Genomic DNA, 15,881 nt, shown 5'->3' with positions numbered 1-15,881 from the left:
AGAGGGAATCGATCGTTAACGCATTACCCGGTCATCAACGTAATGACGTTTATCCGGCGCTGGCGGGAAATACTGATACAGCCAGGTTTCGCTGATGGCATCGCCCTGGCAGCGCAGGAACAGGCGCATATCCACCGGCTCCGTCGAATCCGACGTTGGGTACCAGTCAAACAGAATGCGATACCCGTCAAACGGCTCAACGTAAAGGATCTCAACCTGCTTCGCTTCACCGCTGGAGAGCGTAATCACCGGCTCGATGCCCTTCGGCGCGGCGGCCTTCAGGTCACCGCCGACGAAATCAATCGCAAAGCGACGGGCCCACACTTTCGGATAGTGTTCGCCCGGCGCCCAGCCCTCCGGGAATCCGCCCATGCCGGTGCGGGTCGCGTAAACGTTGGCCAGCGGGGAACGCACCGGCGGCTGCGCGCTCCAGTAGAGACGATATTTAAAGTCCAGCTCGTCGCCCGCTTTCACCGGTTTTTCCGGCTGCCAGAAGCAGACCACGTTATCCAGCGTTTCACCGGTGGTTGGGATCTCCATCAGCGCGATAGATCCTTTCCCCCAGTCGTTGCGCGGCTCAACCCACAGGCTCGGGCGCTTGTTATACCAGCCCATCACGTCCTGATAGTGGGAAAAATCGCGATCGAGCTGCAGCAGGCCGAACCCTTTCGGGTTTTTGTCCAGATAGGCATTAAACTGCAGCTTCTGCGGGTTATTGAGCGGACGGCAGATCCACTCCCCGTTGCCGCGCCACATTGCCAGGCGGTCGGAGTCGTGGATTTGCGGGTGAATGGTGTCGCACATGCGGCGTTCGTTGTTGCCGCAGCTGAACATGCTGGTCATCGGCGCGATGCCCAGCTGCTTAATGTCCTTACGCGCGTAGAGATGGTTTTCCACCTCCATGATCACCTGGCTCTTCTCGCAGTGGATCACGAATTTATAGGCACCGGTGACGCTCGGGCTGTCCAGCAGCGTATAGACGGTAAAGGTGGTGTCACCCGGCTTGACGGTTTCAAACCAGAAGGAGGTGAAGTCAGGGAACTCTTCCGGGGTGTCGGTAAAGGTATCTACCGCCAGACCGCGCGCGGAAAGCCCGTACTGGTAGGTATCGTCCACCGCACGGAAATAGCTCGCCCCGAGGAAAGAGACGATATCGCGGCGCGCCAGCTCAGGCGCTTTAAAGGCGCGGAAGCCCGCAAAGCCGAGATCGCTTTGCCCTTCCAGCTGTTTGGTATCGACGCCCGTGTCACCGTAGCTGAACAGCTCAGGGCGGAAGTGGATCTCGCGCGCCATAGAGGTAGACTGGTCCAGCGAGAACATCCGCACGCGGCGGCGGAACCCCATTCCCATATGGAAGAACTGCACGTCCAGCTGACGCCCTTCAATGTTGTTCCACAGAGACTGTTTTTCATCGTAGCGGATGGCGTTATACGCCTGCGGCGTCATGGTCGCCAGCGTCTCCGGCAACGGACGCGGCGCGCCACCCCACGGGGTTTTCGCCAGGTCATGCGCCATGGATTGCAGTACGGAGAAGTCAAACCGACGGCTCTGACCGTCAGCGATGTCAGAGTCAGCCGCATATGCCGCTTTGGAAAACAGGGAAGCAAGGCCGGAGGTGCCGCTCAGGGCTGCCACAGCCAGCGAGCCTTTTAGAAAACGTCTGCGATTCATGCCTGGAAAAACGTCCTTATGGTCGTGTGAATGTGTTTCGCGCTCGGCGAAATGACGGCAAGAAAGAACGCACAGCCTAAACAAAAATGGTTAAGAATCCAATTGTTTGCCGGTGATTATCTGAACAAAGTGAGAAATATTTTCTGTCGACCAGAACGGCCCGAAAGTGGTGTAAAGAAAGCCTGGAAAATGTGTAGAAAAATGCCCCGTCAGGACATCAGCTGACGGGGCCAATGAGGCGGTTATTTTACGCTGACATCGATACCCGGGAAGTACTTATCAGCGAGTTTGGCGATCGTGCCGTCGGCACGTACTTTATCAATGGCGGCATCAAGCTGCTTTTTGGTGGCCTCGTCACCTTTGCGCAACCCAAAGCCGATCCCACTGCCGAGGATAGTGTCGTCAGACACCGGTTTGCCGATGAAGCCAAACCCTTTTCCCTGCGGCTTGCTGAGGAAACCCGCCTGCCCGGCCGCGGACATGACCAGCGAGGCATCAATGCGGCCATTCAGCAGGTCGCCCCAGGCCATATTCTGATCTTTATACGACACCACGGTGACACCCTGCTTTTCCCAGTGCTCTTTGGCATAGGTTTCCTGAATCGACCCCTGCAGCACGCCGATGGTTTTCCCCTTCAGCCCTTCAGGCGTTGCTTCGACCGCCGTACCGGCCTTGCCCACCAGCTGAGACGGAATGCGGTAGATCGGCTGGGTAAAATCGATGCTCTTGCGGCGCTGTTCGGTGATATTCATCGCCGAATTGATGGCGTCAAACTTCTTCGCCACCAGCCCCGGGATCAGCGCGTCAAACGAGGTTTCGACCCAGCTGCACTTCAGCGCTGCCGCTTTGCAGATGGCATTTCCCAGCTCAACGTCAAACCCTTCCAGTTCGCCTGCCGCATTACGGCTTTCAAACGGCGGATATTCCGCTTCCAGACCATAACGCAGCTCGGTGGCCGCGAAGGAGGAAAAGGTACACAGCAATCCCATGCCGACAACTAACGCGCGTAATTTCATCTCATACTCCTCAGAGCCTATCCCAGTAGGCGTAATTGTTGAAGACAGTTTGGTACCGGACAGCGCACAGAAACCGGAACGTACATGTAGTACGTGAGGATTTCGAGCACTGCCCGGTGCCAAAATGGCGAATAAAATAGCCTAATGGGATAGGCTCAGCGTGGTTTAACCTGACACAGGGCTTGAGCACCTGCCCGTAACGTCGCCTCATCTTTCGCAAAAGAGAGGCGAATCAATTTATTATCCGTGCCGTCGGCATAAAACGCCGACAGCGGAATGGTGGCAACACCGTACTCAACAATCAGCCGCTTCACCAGCTCGCTGTCGCGCTCGTCGCTGAACTGGCTGTAGTCCGCCAGCATAAAGAACGACCCGGCGCTCGGCAGCAGGGTAAACGGCGAATCGGCCAGCAGGCCGTGCAGCAGATCGCGCTTACGCTGGTAAAACGCCGACAGCGACAGCCAGGTTTGCGGATCGGTCATGTGTTCTGCAAACGCGTATTGCATTGGCGTATCGGCAGAGAACATCAAAAATTGATGGACTTTACATATCTCGTCCATCAGCTCTGCGGGTGCCACACAATAACCCACGCGCCAGCCGGTGACGTGATAGGTTTTTCCGAAAGAAGAAATAATCACGCTACGCTCCGCCAGCTGCGGGTGCGTGGCCATCCCGTGGTGCGGTTCCCCATCAAACACGACGTGTTCGTACACTTCGTCAGAAAAAATAATGATGTCGGTATTGCGCGTTAGCGCCGCCAGCTGCTGCAGGTCATTAGCAGAGAAGACCTGGCCGCTCGGGTTGTGCGGCGTATTGATGATGATCATGCGCGTGCGCGGGGTGATTGCCGCACGGACCTCATCCCAGTTGACGGCAAAATCCGGCACCGTGAGCTTGATGGCGACAGGCGTTGCCCCCTGCAGACGAACAATCGGCGCGTAGCTGTCAAACGACGGCTCAAAGTAGATCACCTCATCGCCAGGGTGCACAAGCCCGCTTATCGCCGAATAGAGCCCTTCGCTGGCGCTGGCGGTGACCAGCACCTCGCTGGCAGGGTGATACTGCGTGCCGTAGAGCGCGGCAATCTTATCGGCGATGCGTTCTTTGAGCGGCTGCAGGCCGGTCATCGATGCATACTGGTTATGCCCTGCCTCCATCGCGCGGGTAACGCCGGCGATCAGCTTCGGGTCGCAGGAAAAATTCGGTGCCCCCTGAGAAAGGTTGATGGCGTTATGCTGGGCCGAAAGCTGGCCGATAACGGTAAAAATGGTGGTCCCCACGTCTGGCAGCTTGGAGCGCGTTTGCACCGGCGTTCGTAAAGTCATCCTCTTTCCCTTCTCATGGATATTGCATAACTATTCAAACAACAACTTCGTTGCCGGGACAATCGAATTGTTGTCATAATAGCCATGAGAAAAATGCATAGCTGAGGTGTTTCAATGTCACGCCGTTCGCTCCCGCTCAATGCTATCGACGCATTTTTAGTCACCGCGCGTCATCTGAATCTTACCCACGCCGCCGCGGAACTCTGCCTGACGCAGGGGGCCGTGAGCCGTAAGATTGCCTCCCTTGAAGCCTGGTTTGGCTTTCCGCTGTTTGAGCGCCACGCGCGCGGGTTGCGCCTCTCCCCGCAGGGCAGCGCCCTGCTTCCCGAACTGCAGTCCTCCTTCGAACAGCTGCTGAGCGTGGCCGACCAGGCCCGCAGCCAGCATACGGTGATCCGCCTCAAGGCCCCCACCTGCGCGATGCGCTGGCTGGTGCCGCGCCTGCTGGAAGTGGAGCGCGAGCAGCCGGATCTGCAGATCGCGCTCACCACCACGACCGATCATAACGTCAATTTCAAAACCGAATCTTACGATGCCGCCATCGTCTTCGGCACGCACATGAGCGCAGGAGATCTGCTGTTCGAAGAGGCGCTGACGCCGGTGTTCAGCCCCGTGCGAGCGGGTGCCGCGCTGGGTTCGCTGACGTTTCTTCATCCGACAAGGGATAAAACAGACTGGTCACTGTGGCTGGCGAATCAGGAAGGTCCGGGCTTTGCTATGCACAAAAATCAACACTTCGATACGATGGATCTCGCCATTACCGCCGCCATTCAGGGGCTGGGCGTAGCCATTGCCGACGAAACGCTGGTGGCAGAAGATGTCCGCGCCGGAAGGCTAATGCGGCCCTATGAGACCAGCATTAAAACCGGCGCGAGCTACCGGCTGGTGCTGCGCGAAACGCCTTGTCAGGAGAATGGTCTGGCGGCGTTTCGCGCCTGTTTGCTTAATCGAGGCTGACGTGGTGCTTCATTACGCGCTTGAAGAGGCTCATGCGGGCGCGCATAAAGCGGTTTTCAAGCCTGAAACCTGCATGTTTATTCACACCAATACGTAACAGCACGTCCCGCCCTTTGCGGCAGGCGGGCCAGCGCGTCGGCCCGTGAAGGCTGTCATGCGTTCCGGCATCGCGCGCAAAGCTCACCCAGTAATCAGCCACCTGGGCGGCAAACGCCAGATCCCGTTCGTTAACGTACTGGCGCGAAGGCTCCACCTGCCCGAGGGTATCGAACGCATACGGCACCTCATTGCCGTGCCAGGCACCGTTGATATAGGTGGCGTGTTCCGCTTCGGCCACATAGTCAAACCAGTAGCGCCAGCAAAGCCCGCCGACGCGCTGCTGGGCCTGCATCACCACGTAGCCCATGGTGGTGAAGGCCATGTCGCGGCACACCTGCCTGCCGAGCTCCTCGTCGCCCTTCACGCCCGGATAAAGCAGCTTGATGAGCCCCAGCCCGAAGCGGCGCTCCCGGCGAAGCTTCTGGATCTGCCCGGCGAGATCGACACCAAACACCGCCATCACGCTGGCTTCATCGCTGTTGGAGCCAATCATCACCGGCACGGGATGCTGGCGGGCGGCGAAAAAGACGTCCAGCATCGCCTCCGGCAGAACGCAATCCCCAACGATAGGGGCCGGGGCGACGTTCAGCGGCGCGGTCAGCGGCCAGAACGCCTCGGGCGGGATCGCGCGCAGCTGCTCTGCCGTCGCATTTTCCAGCCCGAAGTGGGTGGCCAGCGCTTCCCCTTTTTGCAGGGCCTGCGCGCGCGGCGTATCCGGCAAAGTGTACCCGCTTTGCACTATCGCCTTATGGAATAGTCCTTCCGCCAGCGGCGAGGCCAGCAGAGACAGCACGCTGCGCGCGCCGGCGGATTCACCAAACAGGGTCACGTTATTCGGGTCGCCACCAAACGCGGCGATATTATCCCGCACCCATTCGAGCGCGGCGATCTGGTCCAGCAGGGCAAAATTATGCACCACCCGCTCCTCTTCACCTTCCAGAGCGGGATGGGCGAAGAAGCCGAGATGGCCGAGACGGTAGTTAATCGTGACGACAACCACCCCGCGGGATGCCAGGGCTTTGCCGTTATACGGCGGCAGGCTTCCGGCGCCGATCGTAAACCCGCCCCCGTGCAGCCAGACCATGACCGGCAGCGGCCCGGTACGGTCGATAGGGGACCAGACGTTCAGATAGAGGCAGTCTTCAGAAAACTGGCCGGGATCGCCTCCGCCCAGCTCCTGACAATATTCACTGCTTTGCCAGCTTGAGGGCGAAAAGTCGGTAGCTGCACGCACGCCATCCCAGCGTTCCGGCGGCCGGGGTGAGCGCCAGCGCCAGTCGCCAACGGGCGGTGCGGCATAGGGAATACCGCGCCAGAGGTGAACGTTTTCATCGGTTAAACCAGACAGTGCGCCCTGGCGCGTTTCAACCACAGGGGCGGAAGGATTTTGCATAACGACCTTATTTTTTCCATCACACCCCTGAAGAGTAACGATTTCAGAGCAAACCGCAACGCTGTTTGCTGCGCGTTTCCGCCTCCTCGTAGAGCGTAAATTCGTCATACACCGGGCAGCCGAGCGCGGCTTCAAACGCATTGCGGCTGGCATTGCCGTGGCTGCGCGCCTGGGTTTCATTCCCGAGATTGGACTGGAAAATCCCCGCCGCGCTGACCGGAAGGAAATCTTCGTAAATTATCGGCTGGGCCACCACCCACCCGCGCTCAATCAGAGGCTGCGGGTCATCCCCCGGACGAAACGCGTGACGATGGGCCTCTCCCGCCGGGGTCAGGCGATAGCGAAAATACGCCAGCTCCTGACGGCGCAGGAACATTTCGCTGTCCGGGAAGGCGCTGAAAATCTCCCGCAAATGCAGCTGGTGCGTGAGGTTATCTTTTCCGGTTCCGGCCTGGGCCAGCAGGCTATCGTACAGTTCACGGCCTTTCGGGGTCAGAGCCACGCCGCGCTGTTCAATTTCACCGAAGCGCGCGGTGTGGGTGCCTTTATGTTCCCCGGCGAAAAGCACCGGCTCTTCGAGGGCTTTAAAGCTGGTCTGACGCAGCAGGATCGGCACTTCACGACGCGGCGGCCCTTCGATCAGAATTTTGGGCTCAATCCCGTACTTCGGCATTAGCTCCTGCACCCGGTCAATGTCCAGCGTGCGCGGCGTGAGGTGGTTGATATGGCACCCCGGGAAGCAGACCACGTCAGCTATCAGGCGGTGCTCGTTACTCAACGCCAGGTAGGTCTCCTGGTCGACCGTTGCATGACGGTGCCAGCGGAAGGTTTCTAACGCTTCCTGCACAAACTCGTGCGCCTGCGCTTCGGTAAAGTGCCCTTCCGACTCATGGAGGTCAATAAGTTCCAGACAGCGCGGCGTAAAGATGTTCCGCTGAGAGAGAATTTCTGCCGCCCGCTCGCGTAACGCCACGTTTTCAATCAGCTCAAGGCGCAGCAGTGAGGTAAAGATACGAAACGGATTGCGGCACAGCGCCGCATCGTCAACCGGACGAAACGCCGTTGAGTGGACCGGTACCCCCGCCTGAGAAAGATCGTAATAGCTGACCGGGAACATGCCCATGATGGCAAACATACGACGCAGGGTGGAAAGCTCTTGTGCCGTACCGACGCGGATCGCCCCGTGACGCTCCACGTTCAGGCGCGCCAGCTCGTCGGCGTTCGCCAGTTGTTCATGTAATAGTGGATTATTTTCCAGAACCGCCAGGTTTACGTCCGCGACCAGCTCAAGCAAGGTGCCGTACTGCGGAACTTCCTGCTGGTACATCGCCGACATAGCCTGCGAAAAATGTTCCCGAATATCATCAGCCGTGATGGTGTTCGCCATGATGTCATGCCTCCAGTGAATATTACCTGGAGTGTAGAGAAGGCCGTTCCTTCCGGGGAGAAGAATTTCCGATTTGTGATCTTAAGACGCCAGTGGTTAAACCGTGTGCTACCGCCCCCTGTCAGGCGCCTCGTCATCTTTTTCCAGGATTTTCCTTATGATTCGTAGCGGCTATTTTTTCTAGCCCCAAAGGGGTAATTTTCCCCAAATCGCCGCTTGCAAATTATTCGTTTTTGCTACGCCATTATTATTGGCCTCAACCTTCCGATTTTTAAATGAAACTTAGGACTAATCTGAACATTTGTTTACAAGTCCTTCCCACACTTCCATATTTCCAAGCCAAGCGAAGCGCAAACGCAGCAATAATTAAATATAACGCAACCGCTAATGGCGAAACGAATTTGACGTATGCCTCACAGCGACTAGAGTTATTACTCGAACGACGAGTGATACGGAATATTTTCGTATCGTACTGACATAACCAATATATGACTATGAGGTTTAATATGGCAGAGCATCGTGGTGGTTCCGGTAATTTCGCTGAAGACCGTGAAAAAGCATCAGAAGCTGGACGTAAAGGCGGCCAGCACAGCGGTGGTAATTTCAAAAACGATCCGCAACGCGCATCTGAAGCGGGTAAGAAAGGGGGACAGAACAGTCACGGCGGAGGCCGTAAATCTGATAACTCCTGATCTTATTTAGTACTCTTTTAATAAAACCTGAGAGCATGCTGCGGGCTGAAAAGCTCGCAGTACCCTTTCCTTATTTTACCGGAGCGTAATTAATATGAATATGAAAAGTGTTGAGGATGTATTTATTCATCTTCTGTCCGATACCTACAGCGCTGAAAAACAACTTACCCGAGCGTTAAGCAAACTCGCTCGCGCCGCCTCCAGCGAGAAGCTGAGCGCCGCCTTCACCGCGCACCTGGAGGAGACGCAGGGCCAGATTGAACGTATTGACCAGATCGTCGAACAGGAAGACGGTATTAAGCTCAAGCGCATGAAGTGCGTGGCAATGGAGGGCTTAATTGAAGAAGCCAACGAAGTTATCGAAAGTACGGAAAAAAATGAAGTGCGTGATGCTGCATTAATTGCCGCTGCGCAAAAAGTGGAGCATTACGAAATAGCCAGCTACGGTACTCTTGCGACCCTCGCAGAACAACTGGGCTACAAAAAAGCCGTTAAACTTCTTGCCGAAACGCTGGAAGAAGAGAAAGAGACCGACCTTAAACTCACCGACCTGGCCGTTGGCAATATTAACCAAAAAGCGCAGAAATGACGCGATAAGACAGGTTAAATAAAATGAGCATCAGTCCCAGGACAATTAAACGGTGCCATTTAGCGGCAGCAATAATATGGTTCATTCTCGCTATCCCTTCCGTAATATGGTGGAAGAATAGCGTACTATGGGTCATTATCATCAGCATTTACGCCAATATTGTCGGCCACTTATCTGGCTATAGTGCCGCACGTGCCGATCAGGCAGCTGAAAGTGAGACCAAATAAGCGAACCCTTAATGAGGATACAATGATGAATCACGTAGAACACTACCATGACTGGCTACGCGATGCCCATGCGATGGAAAAGCAAGCCGAATCAATGCTGGAATCCATGGCCAGCCGTATTGATAATTATCCTGATGTTCGCGCCAGAATTGAGCAACATATTAATGAGACAAAACGGCAAATTACATTGCTGGAGGAAATCCTCGACCGTAATGATATTTCTCGTTCGGTCTTAAAAGACTCGATGAGCAAAATGGCGGCCCTGGGTCAATCCATCGGCGGTATGTTCCCGTCCGATGAGATCGTTAAGGGCTCGATCAGCGGCTATGTCTTCGAACAGTTTGAAATCGCCTGCTACACCTCCCTGCTCGCTGCGGCGAAAAAAGCGGGCGATACCGCCTCTGTGCCTGCCATTGAGACGATCCTCGCAGAAGAGCGCGAAATGGCCGACTGGCTGATTCGCCATATCCCGCAAACGACGGAACAGTTCCTGCTGCGTTCAGACGCAGACGGTGTCGAAGCGAAAAAATAATCCACAGGAGAGTGCCTATGTTTCGACACGTCAAACAGCTGCAATATACGGTTCGCGTCGCCGAACCCAACCCCGGTCTCGCTAACCTTTTACTGGAACAATTTGGTGGGCCGCAGGGCGAACTGGCTGCCGCCTGCCGTTACTTCACTCAGGGCCTGAGCGATGACGATCCGGGCCGCAAGGATATGCTGATGGATATCGCCACCGAGGAGCTAAGCCACCTCGAAATCATCGGTACGCTGGTTGGTATGCTGAACAAAGGTGCCAAAGGGGCGCTGGCGGAAGGGGTGGAAAATGAGGCTGAACTGTATCGGTCCATGACCGAAAACGGTAACGACAGCCACATCACCTCCCTCCTCTACGGCGGCGGTACCCCGCTCACTAACTCGGCGGGCGTGCCCTGGACTGCAGCCTACGTCGATACCATCGGCGAGCCGACGGCGGATCTGCGCTCGAACGTGGCGGCAGAGGCCAGGGCGAAAATCATTTATGAACGGCTGATTAACGTCACTGACGATCCCGGAGTGAAGGATGCGCTGGCGTTTCTGATGACGCGTGAGGCGGCGCATCAGCTCTCCTTTGAGAAGGCGCTGCAGTCCATTCGTAACAATTTCCCGCCGGGAAAACTGCCGCCAATCGAGGAATTCACCAACAAGTACTACAATATGTCTGAAGGTGGAGAGGTTCGCGGAAGCTGGAACAGCGATAAGCACTTTGATTACGTTGAGTCCCCCCAGCCTGCGGTTGATGGCGGAGACGGTAGCGCCAGCGTGACGCTCACAGCTGAACAGGCAACCCTGGTTAAGGCGATGTCTGCCCGCACCAAGTCCGATCCCCATTCCGACCCGCTGACCGGTGCCGAGCTGGGTGCCGGAAAGAGTAAACCGTAATCGGTTTTGCCGGGCATTCTGACCTGCCCGGCAATTCTCGTGCCCCATCGCTTCAGAGGTACGGACCATGTTCGAACTTGATGCATTCCATCTCGCCAGAATTCAGTTCGCTTTTACCGTCTCGTTTCACATTCTTTTCCCGGCGATCACCATCGGTCTTGCCAGCTATCTGGTCGTGCTTGAAGGCATGTGGCTGCGCACCAAAAACGACGTCTGGCGCTCGCTGTACCACTTCTGGCTCAAGATATTTGCCGTTAACTTCGGGATGGGTGTCGTTTCCGGGCTGGTCATGGCGTATCAGTTCGGCACCAACTGGAGCGGGTTCTCCCAGTTCGCAGGCAGTATTACCGGTCCCCTGCTGACCTACGAGGTGTTAACCGCCTTCTTCCTGGAAGCCGGCTTTCTTGGCGTAATGATGTTCGGCTGGAACAAGGTCGGTCCTGGGCTGCACTTCTTTTCAACATGCATGGTGGCGCTCGGCACGCTGATGTCGACCTTCTGGATCCTCGCCTCAAACAGCTGGATGCACACCCCGCAGGGTTTTACTATCGAGAACGGGCAGGTCATTCCGCAGGACTGGCTGGCGATTATCTTTAACCCCTCCTTCCCTTACCGCCTGATTCATATGGCCATCGCCGCATTTCTGAGCAGCGCGCTGTTTGTCGGCGCGTCGGGCGCATGGCACCTGCTGCGCGGTAACGATACCCCTGCCATACGCACCATGTTCTCCATGGCGATGTGGATGGCGCTGCTGGTTGCCCCCATTCAGGCCGTCGTGGGCGATATGCACGGCCTGAACACGCTTGAGCATCAGCCAGCCAAAATTGCCGCCATAGAGGGGCACTGGGAAAATCCGCCCGGCGAGGCCACGCCGCTACTGCTGTTTGGCCTGCCCGATATGGACGAGGAGCGCACCAAATACGGTCTTGAAATTCCCGCGCTCGGCAGCCTTATCCTGACGCACAGCCTCGATAAGCAGGTTCCGGCGCTGAAGGACTTCCCGAAAGAGGATCGCCCAAACTCGACCATCGTCTTCTGGTCGTTTCGCATCATGGTCGGAGTGGGCCTGCTGATGATTACCCTCGGTCTGGTCAGCCTCTGGCTACGCTATCGCCACCGGCTCTACCACTCGCGTCCGTTCCAGTGGTTTGCCCTTTGCATGGGGCCCGCGGGTCTGGTGGCGCTGCTCGCCGGCTGGGTGACCACCGAAGTGGGCCGCCAGCCGTGGGTGGTTTATGGTTATCTGCGCACGATTGACGCGGTCTCCCTGCACAGCACCCTGCAGATGAGCATCAGCCTGCTGGCGTTCTTCGTTGTCTACTCGTCGGTGTTTGGCGTGGGCTATGTGTACCTCATCCGGCTGATTAAGAAAGGCCCGCAGCCCGTCGATACGCTGACGTCAAACACGTCGGGCACCCCCGCCCGTCCACTGTCTGCCGCGGAGTCTGTTCCGGAACAGGAGAGAAACTGATGGGCGTCGATATCTCTGTTATCTGGTTTGCCATCATCGTCTTTGCCACGCTGATGTACATCATTATGGATGGCTTTGATTTGGGCATCGGCCTGCTGTTTAACTTCGTGGGCGATGCGAAAGAGCGCGATGTGATGGTCAACAGCGTAGCGCCCGTATGGGACGGCAACGAGACCTGGCTGGTGCTTGGCGGCGCGGGGCTGTTCGGCGCGTTCCCGCTGGCTTACGCGGTGATCATTGATGCGCTTACTATCCCCCTCACCGCGATGCTGATCGGCCTCATCTTTCGCGGCGTCGCCTTTGAGTTTCGTTTTAAAGCGACGCCTTCGCACCGCAAGTTCTGGGACTACTCCTTCGCCGGTGGATCTCTGCTCGCCACCTTCAGCCAGGGGATCGTCGTGGGGGCGGTGATCAACGGCTTTGAGGTTGAGGGCAGACGCTTTGTGGGCTCGCCGCTTGACTGGCTGACGCCCTTTAACCTTTTCTGCGGTATCGGCCTGGTGGTCGCCTACACGCTGCTGGGCACCACCTGGCTTATCATGAAAAGTGAAGGCGCCCTGCAACGCCGCATGCGCGAGCTAACCCGCCACGTGCTGCTGGCCCTGATGGTGGTGATCGCGGTTGTCAGCGTCTGGACGCCGCTCGGCTGGCAGTACGTGGCCGACCGTTGGTTTACCCTGCCCAACTTCTTCTGGTTCCTGCCGGTTCCCCTGCTGGTAGGCCTGTTTAGCGTGCTGATCTGGCGGCTGACCCGCAACCCGGCCAGCCACTCGCGCCCCTTCCTGCTGACGCTGGGGCTGATCTTCCTCGGATTTAGCGGCCTGGGTATCAGCCTGTGGCCAAACATTATTCCGCCGCGCATCACCCTGTGGGAAGCCGCGGCGCCCCCCGCCAGCCAGCTGTTTATGCTGGTCGGGACCCTGCTGATAATTCCTGTGATTCTGGTGTACACCGCCTGGAGCTACTACGTCTTCCGGGGCAAAGTTTCGGATACTGAAGGCTATCACTGAGGAACTCTATGACGGACTGGCATACACGGGCCATTATCTACCAGATTGATACCGCGCTTTTTTACGATATGAACGGCGATGGCTGCGGGGACATCGCCGGGATCGCGGCCAAGCTGCGCTATATTCGCCGCATGGGGGCGACGGTTATCTGGATCACCCCGTTTTACCTCACGCCCTTTCTCGATGAGGGCTACGACGTCAGCGACCATCTGCAGGTGGACCCCCGCTTCGGAAAACTGGCCGATATCATCGCCTTTATCGAACAGGCCCGGGAGCTGGGCATGCAGGTTATTATTGAGCTGCTGATCCAGCACACCTCGGACGCCCATCCCTGGTTCCAGCAGGCCCGACGTAGCCCCGCCTCGCCCTATCGTGATTACTATATCTGGTCGGATAACGACGACGACGACACGCCACCCATGTTCCCCGGCGTGGAAAAGAGCGTCTGGAGCTGGGACGACGAGGCGGGACAGTATTACCGGCACATGTTCTACCGCCACGAGCCGGACCTGAACCTGACCTCGCCCGCCGTGCTTAAGGAGATTGAGAATATTATCCTCTTCTGGCTCAAGCTGGGGGTGTCGGGATTTCGGCTGGATGCCGCATCACACCTCACGAAGCAGGCGGGCAGCGGTGACGAGAAAAAGGGCCTGTGGATCCTGGAGCACATGCGCCGTCTTATCGAACAGCGTAATCCGGATGCGATCCTGCTCGGCGAAGTGGACGTAGACGTTGAGGTTTATAAAGACTATTTCGGCAATAACGACCGCCTGCATCTGGTGCTCAACTTCTGGCTCAACAAGTATTTCTACGTCAGCCTGGCCAGAAAAAGCGCCCGCCCGCTGCGCAACGCGGTGAAGAAGATGATCGTCCCGCCAGATTCATGCTGTTTTGCCAACTGGCTGCGCAACCATGACGAGCTGGATCTGGAAGGGATTAGCCAGAAAGATAAACAGTTCGTGCTCGATACCTTCGCCCCTGACGAGGAGATGAACGTCTATCAGCGTGGGATCCGCCGACGTCTGGCTCCGATGCTGAATGGCGATCCAAAGCGGCTGGCGTTTTGCCACGCGGTGCTCTTTTCCCTGCCGGGCGTCCCGGTGATGCGCTACGGGGATGAGATCGGCATGGGTGACGACCTTGAACTGGAGGAGCGCTACGCCGTTCGCACCCCAATGCAGTGGGCAGGTTCACAGGGCGGTGGTTTTTCGGCGGCCGATCCTGAAAAATTTATTGCGCCGATAATCGACCACGGGCCCTACCGCTATCAAAAAATCAACGTCGCCGATTCGCTGCTCCACCGCAACTCGCTCCTGCACCGGATTATTGATATTGCCAATACCCGCTCGGAGTTCCCCGAAATTGCCGTGGCGCCCTTTCGCCTCATCACCCTCGATCATGACGCGGTCCTGGGGATCTATTACGAGACCGACGAGCGCAGCATTCTGACCTTCGTAAACTTCAGCGACCAGCCGGTACAGTTCACCGCCAGAGGGATCCGCAACGCCACCTGGACCGCCTGCCTCGCGGACAAACGCTACGACGACGCGCTGGTTTGCGGCAAAACCGTCGAACTCACTATTGGCGCCTACGGCTACCGCTGGTTCTGGACGCACCGCAGCGCGCTGCGCTGATTAGCGTTTCCGGCGGGTTATCAGACGCGTCAGCATAATCCCCGCCACCGCGAGGGCCCCCAGCGCCACCTTGCCAGGCATACCGGAGGTGACGGACGTAGCGCGGTTCTTCGCTTCGTCGGTAAAACAACCATGGATTTTGTGCAGGTCGTCAATCGGCTGGTCGAGATAGTCCCGACGATCCGCTGCGTTTAGATCGTCGGTCATCTGGCCTTCCCAGGCTTTTTTTACCATCAGACGGTCAAGGTAGGCCGGAAAGAAGAATTGCCCGACGATGGACTGGATAGTGCTGCTGCCCACCCACAGCTCGCGCACCGGTTTCTGCGCAACCTTAAAGATGGCGCTGGCGGCCACTTCAGGCTCAAAGACCGGCGGCACCGGTCGCATCGCCCAGGCGAACTTATTTCTTGCCCATTCGAACTGCGGCGTATTGAGCCCCGGCATCTGCACCATGGAAAGCTGAACCCGGCTATTCTCGTGCATCAGCTCCGTGCGCACCGCATCGGTGAACCCGCGGATCGCCGCTTTGGCCCCGCAGTAAGCCGACTGCAAAGGGATGGAACGGTAGGCCAGCGCGGACCCCACCTGAATAATTACACCCCTGTCGCGGGGCACCATCAACTCCAGCGCGGCGCGGGTGCCGTTAACAAATCCGAGATAGGTAACATCAGTCACGCGACGAAACTCATCCGGCGTCAGGGTACGAAACGGCGCCAGTACGGCCCCCATCGCATTGTTGACCCAGACATCAATCGCCCCGAGGCGATACTCGATCTCGTTAGCCGCATCCACCACCGCCTGGCTGTCGGCGACGTCCGCCTGCACCGCGTGGGCATTAACGCCGAAGCGGCGCAGCTCTTCCTGGGTAGAGTGCAGGCTGGCTTCATCGCGGGCGATAAGCCCCACATCGTAACCTGCCTTTGCAAATTTCAGCGCCGTGGCTTTTCCTACGCCCGCCGTCCCGCCGGTAATCACTATGACCGCCATA

Annotated in this window: 15 protein-coding genes; 9 read left to right on the top strand and 6 right to left on the bottom strand. The window is 57.4% G+C overall.

Features of this window, described 5'->3' with window-relative positions; genetic code table 11:
- Positions 1–15: 15 nt before the first annotated feature.
- From IB212_RS10980 to IB212_RS10970, 3 genes are all read right to left on the bottom strand, one after another.
- Positions 16–1,671, bottom strand: coding sequence for a glucan biosynthesis protein D (locus IB212_RS10980; protein ID WP_045260490.1), 1,656 nt, complete (start codon positions 1,669–1,671; stop codon positions 16–18).
- Between the two features lie 242 nt (positions 1,672–1,913).
- On the bottom strand, positions 1,914–2,687 hold the full coding sequence (locus IB212_RS10975) for a transporter substrate-binding domain-containing protein (RefSeq protein WP_025756391.1): 774 nt from the start codon (positions 2,685–2,687) through the stop codon (positions 1,914–1,916).
- A 155-nt stretch (positions 2,688–2,842) separates the two neighbouring features.
- Complete coding sequence (locus IB212_RS10970) at positions 2,843–4,012, bottom strand: pyridoxal phosphate-dependent aminotransferase (RefSeq protein ID WP_188245632.1); 1,170 nt, start codon at positions 4,010–4,012, stop codon at positions 2,843–2,845.
- 114 nt (positions 4,013–4,126) lie between these two features.
- Here IB212_RS10970 and IB212_RS10965 point away from each other — a divergent pair, with 114 nt between their 5' ends.
- Positions 4,127–4,969: a LysR family transcriptional regulator gene (locus IB212_RS10965; RefSeq protein ID WP_048999545.1), complete on the top strand. Its 843-nt coding sequence runs from the start codon at positions 4,127–4,129 to the stop codon at positions 4,967–4,969.
- Here the strand turns inward: IB212_RS10965 and IB212_RS10960 are convergent.
- Positions 4,956–6,461, bottom strand: coding sequence for a carboxylesterase/lipase family protein (locus IB212_RS10960; RefSeq protein WP_188245633.1), 1,506 nt, complete (start codon positions 6,459–6,461; stop codon positions 4,956–4,958). The two genes, IB212_RS10965 and IB212_RS10960, sit on opposite strands and share 14 nt — an antisense overlap.
- 43 nt (positions 6,462–6,504) lie before the next feature.
- The gene (locus IB212_RS10955; RefSeq protein WP_028013108.1) at positions 6,505–7,848 is read right to left on the bottom strand and encodes a VOC family protein; all 1,344 of its coding nucleotides are present in this window, start codon (positions 7,846–7,848) and stop codon (positions 6,505–6,507) included.
- Positions 7,849–8,354: 506 nt separating this feature from the next.
- On the opposite strand from IB212_RS10955, the gene IB212_RS10950 reads away from it, so the two are divergent.
- From IB212_RS10950 to IB212_RS10915, 8 genes are all read left to right on the top strand, one after another.
- The gene (locus tag IB212_RS10950; protein ID WP_004150795.1) at positions 8,355–8,540 is read left to right on the top strand and encodes a general stress protein; all 186 of its coding nucleotides are present in this window, start codon (positions 8,355–8,357) and stop codon (positions 8,538–8,540) included.
- A 94-nt stretch (positions 8,541–8,634) separates the two neighbouring features.
- Positions 8,635–9,129, top strand: a complete 495-nt coding sequence (locus IB212_RS10945; protein ID WP_008502272.1) for a ferritin-like domain-containing protein — start codon at positions 8,635–8,637, stop codon at positions 9,127–9,129.
- A 23-nt stretch (positions 9,130–9,152) separates the two neighbouring features.
- On the top strand, positions 9,153–9,356 hold the full coding sequence (locus IB212_RS10940; protein WP_008502273.1) for a hypothetical protein: 204 nt from the start codon (positions 9,153–9,155) through the stop codon (positions 9,354–9,356).
- A 25-nt stretch (positions 9,357–9,381) separates the two neighbouring features.
- Entirely contained in the window at positions 9,382–9,888 is a 507-nt protein-coding gene (locus IB212_RS10935) for a ferritin-like domain-containing protein (RefSeq protein WP_028013107.1), read from the top strand.
- 17 nt (positions 9,889–9,905) lie between these two features.
- Positions 9,906–10,778 (top strand): manganese catalase family protein, encoded by an 873-nt coding sequence (locus IB212_RS10930; RefSeq protein WP_028013106.1) that lies wholly within the window; start codon positions 9,906–9,908, stop codon positions 10,776–10,778.
- 67 nt (positions 10,779–10,845) lie between these two features.
- On the top strand, positions 10,846–12,249 hold the full coding sequence (locus IB212_RS10925; RefSeq protein ID WP_188245634.1) for a cytochrome ubiquinol oxidase subunit I: 1,404 nt from the start codon (positions 10,846–10,848) through the stop codon (positions 12,247–12,249).
- Complete coding sequence (gene cydB / locus IB212_RS10920; protein ID WP_028013104.1) at positions 12,249–13,259, top strand: cytochrome d ubiquinol oxidase subunit II; 1,011 nt, start codon at positions 12,249–12,251, stop codon at positions 13,257–13,259. Before IB212_RS10925 ends, cydB begins: the two co-directional genes overlap by 1 nt.
- A gap of 8 nt (positions 13,260–13,267) precedes the next feature.
- Positions 13,268–14,893 carry an alpha-amylase family protein gene (locus IB212_RS10915; protein ID WP_188245635.1) on the top strand — a complete coding sequence of 542 codons (1,626 nt, stop codon included), beginning with the start codon at positions 13,268–13,270 and terminating at the stop codon, positions 14,891–14,893.
- On the opposite strand, the gene IB212_RS10910 is transcribed toward IB212_RS10915, so the two are convergent.
- On the bottom strand, positions 14,894–15,880 hold the full coding sequence (locus tag IB212_RS10910; protein ID WP_188245636.1) for an SDR family oxidoreductase: 987 nt from the start codon (positions 15,878–15,880) through the stop codon (positions 14,894–14,896).
- Position 15,881: the final 1 nt, after the last annotated feature.

Origin of the sequence: Enterobacter sp. E12, assembly GCF_014596715.2 — a bacterium.
In the GTDB taxonomy this organism is placed as follows: Bacteria; Pseudomonadota; Gammaproteobacteria; order Enterobacterales; family Enterobacteriaceae; genus Enterobacter; species Enterobacter bugandensis.
The sequence above is the reverse complement of the archived record's forward strand: the minus strand, read 5'-3'. Positions and strand labels throughout refer to the sequence as shown.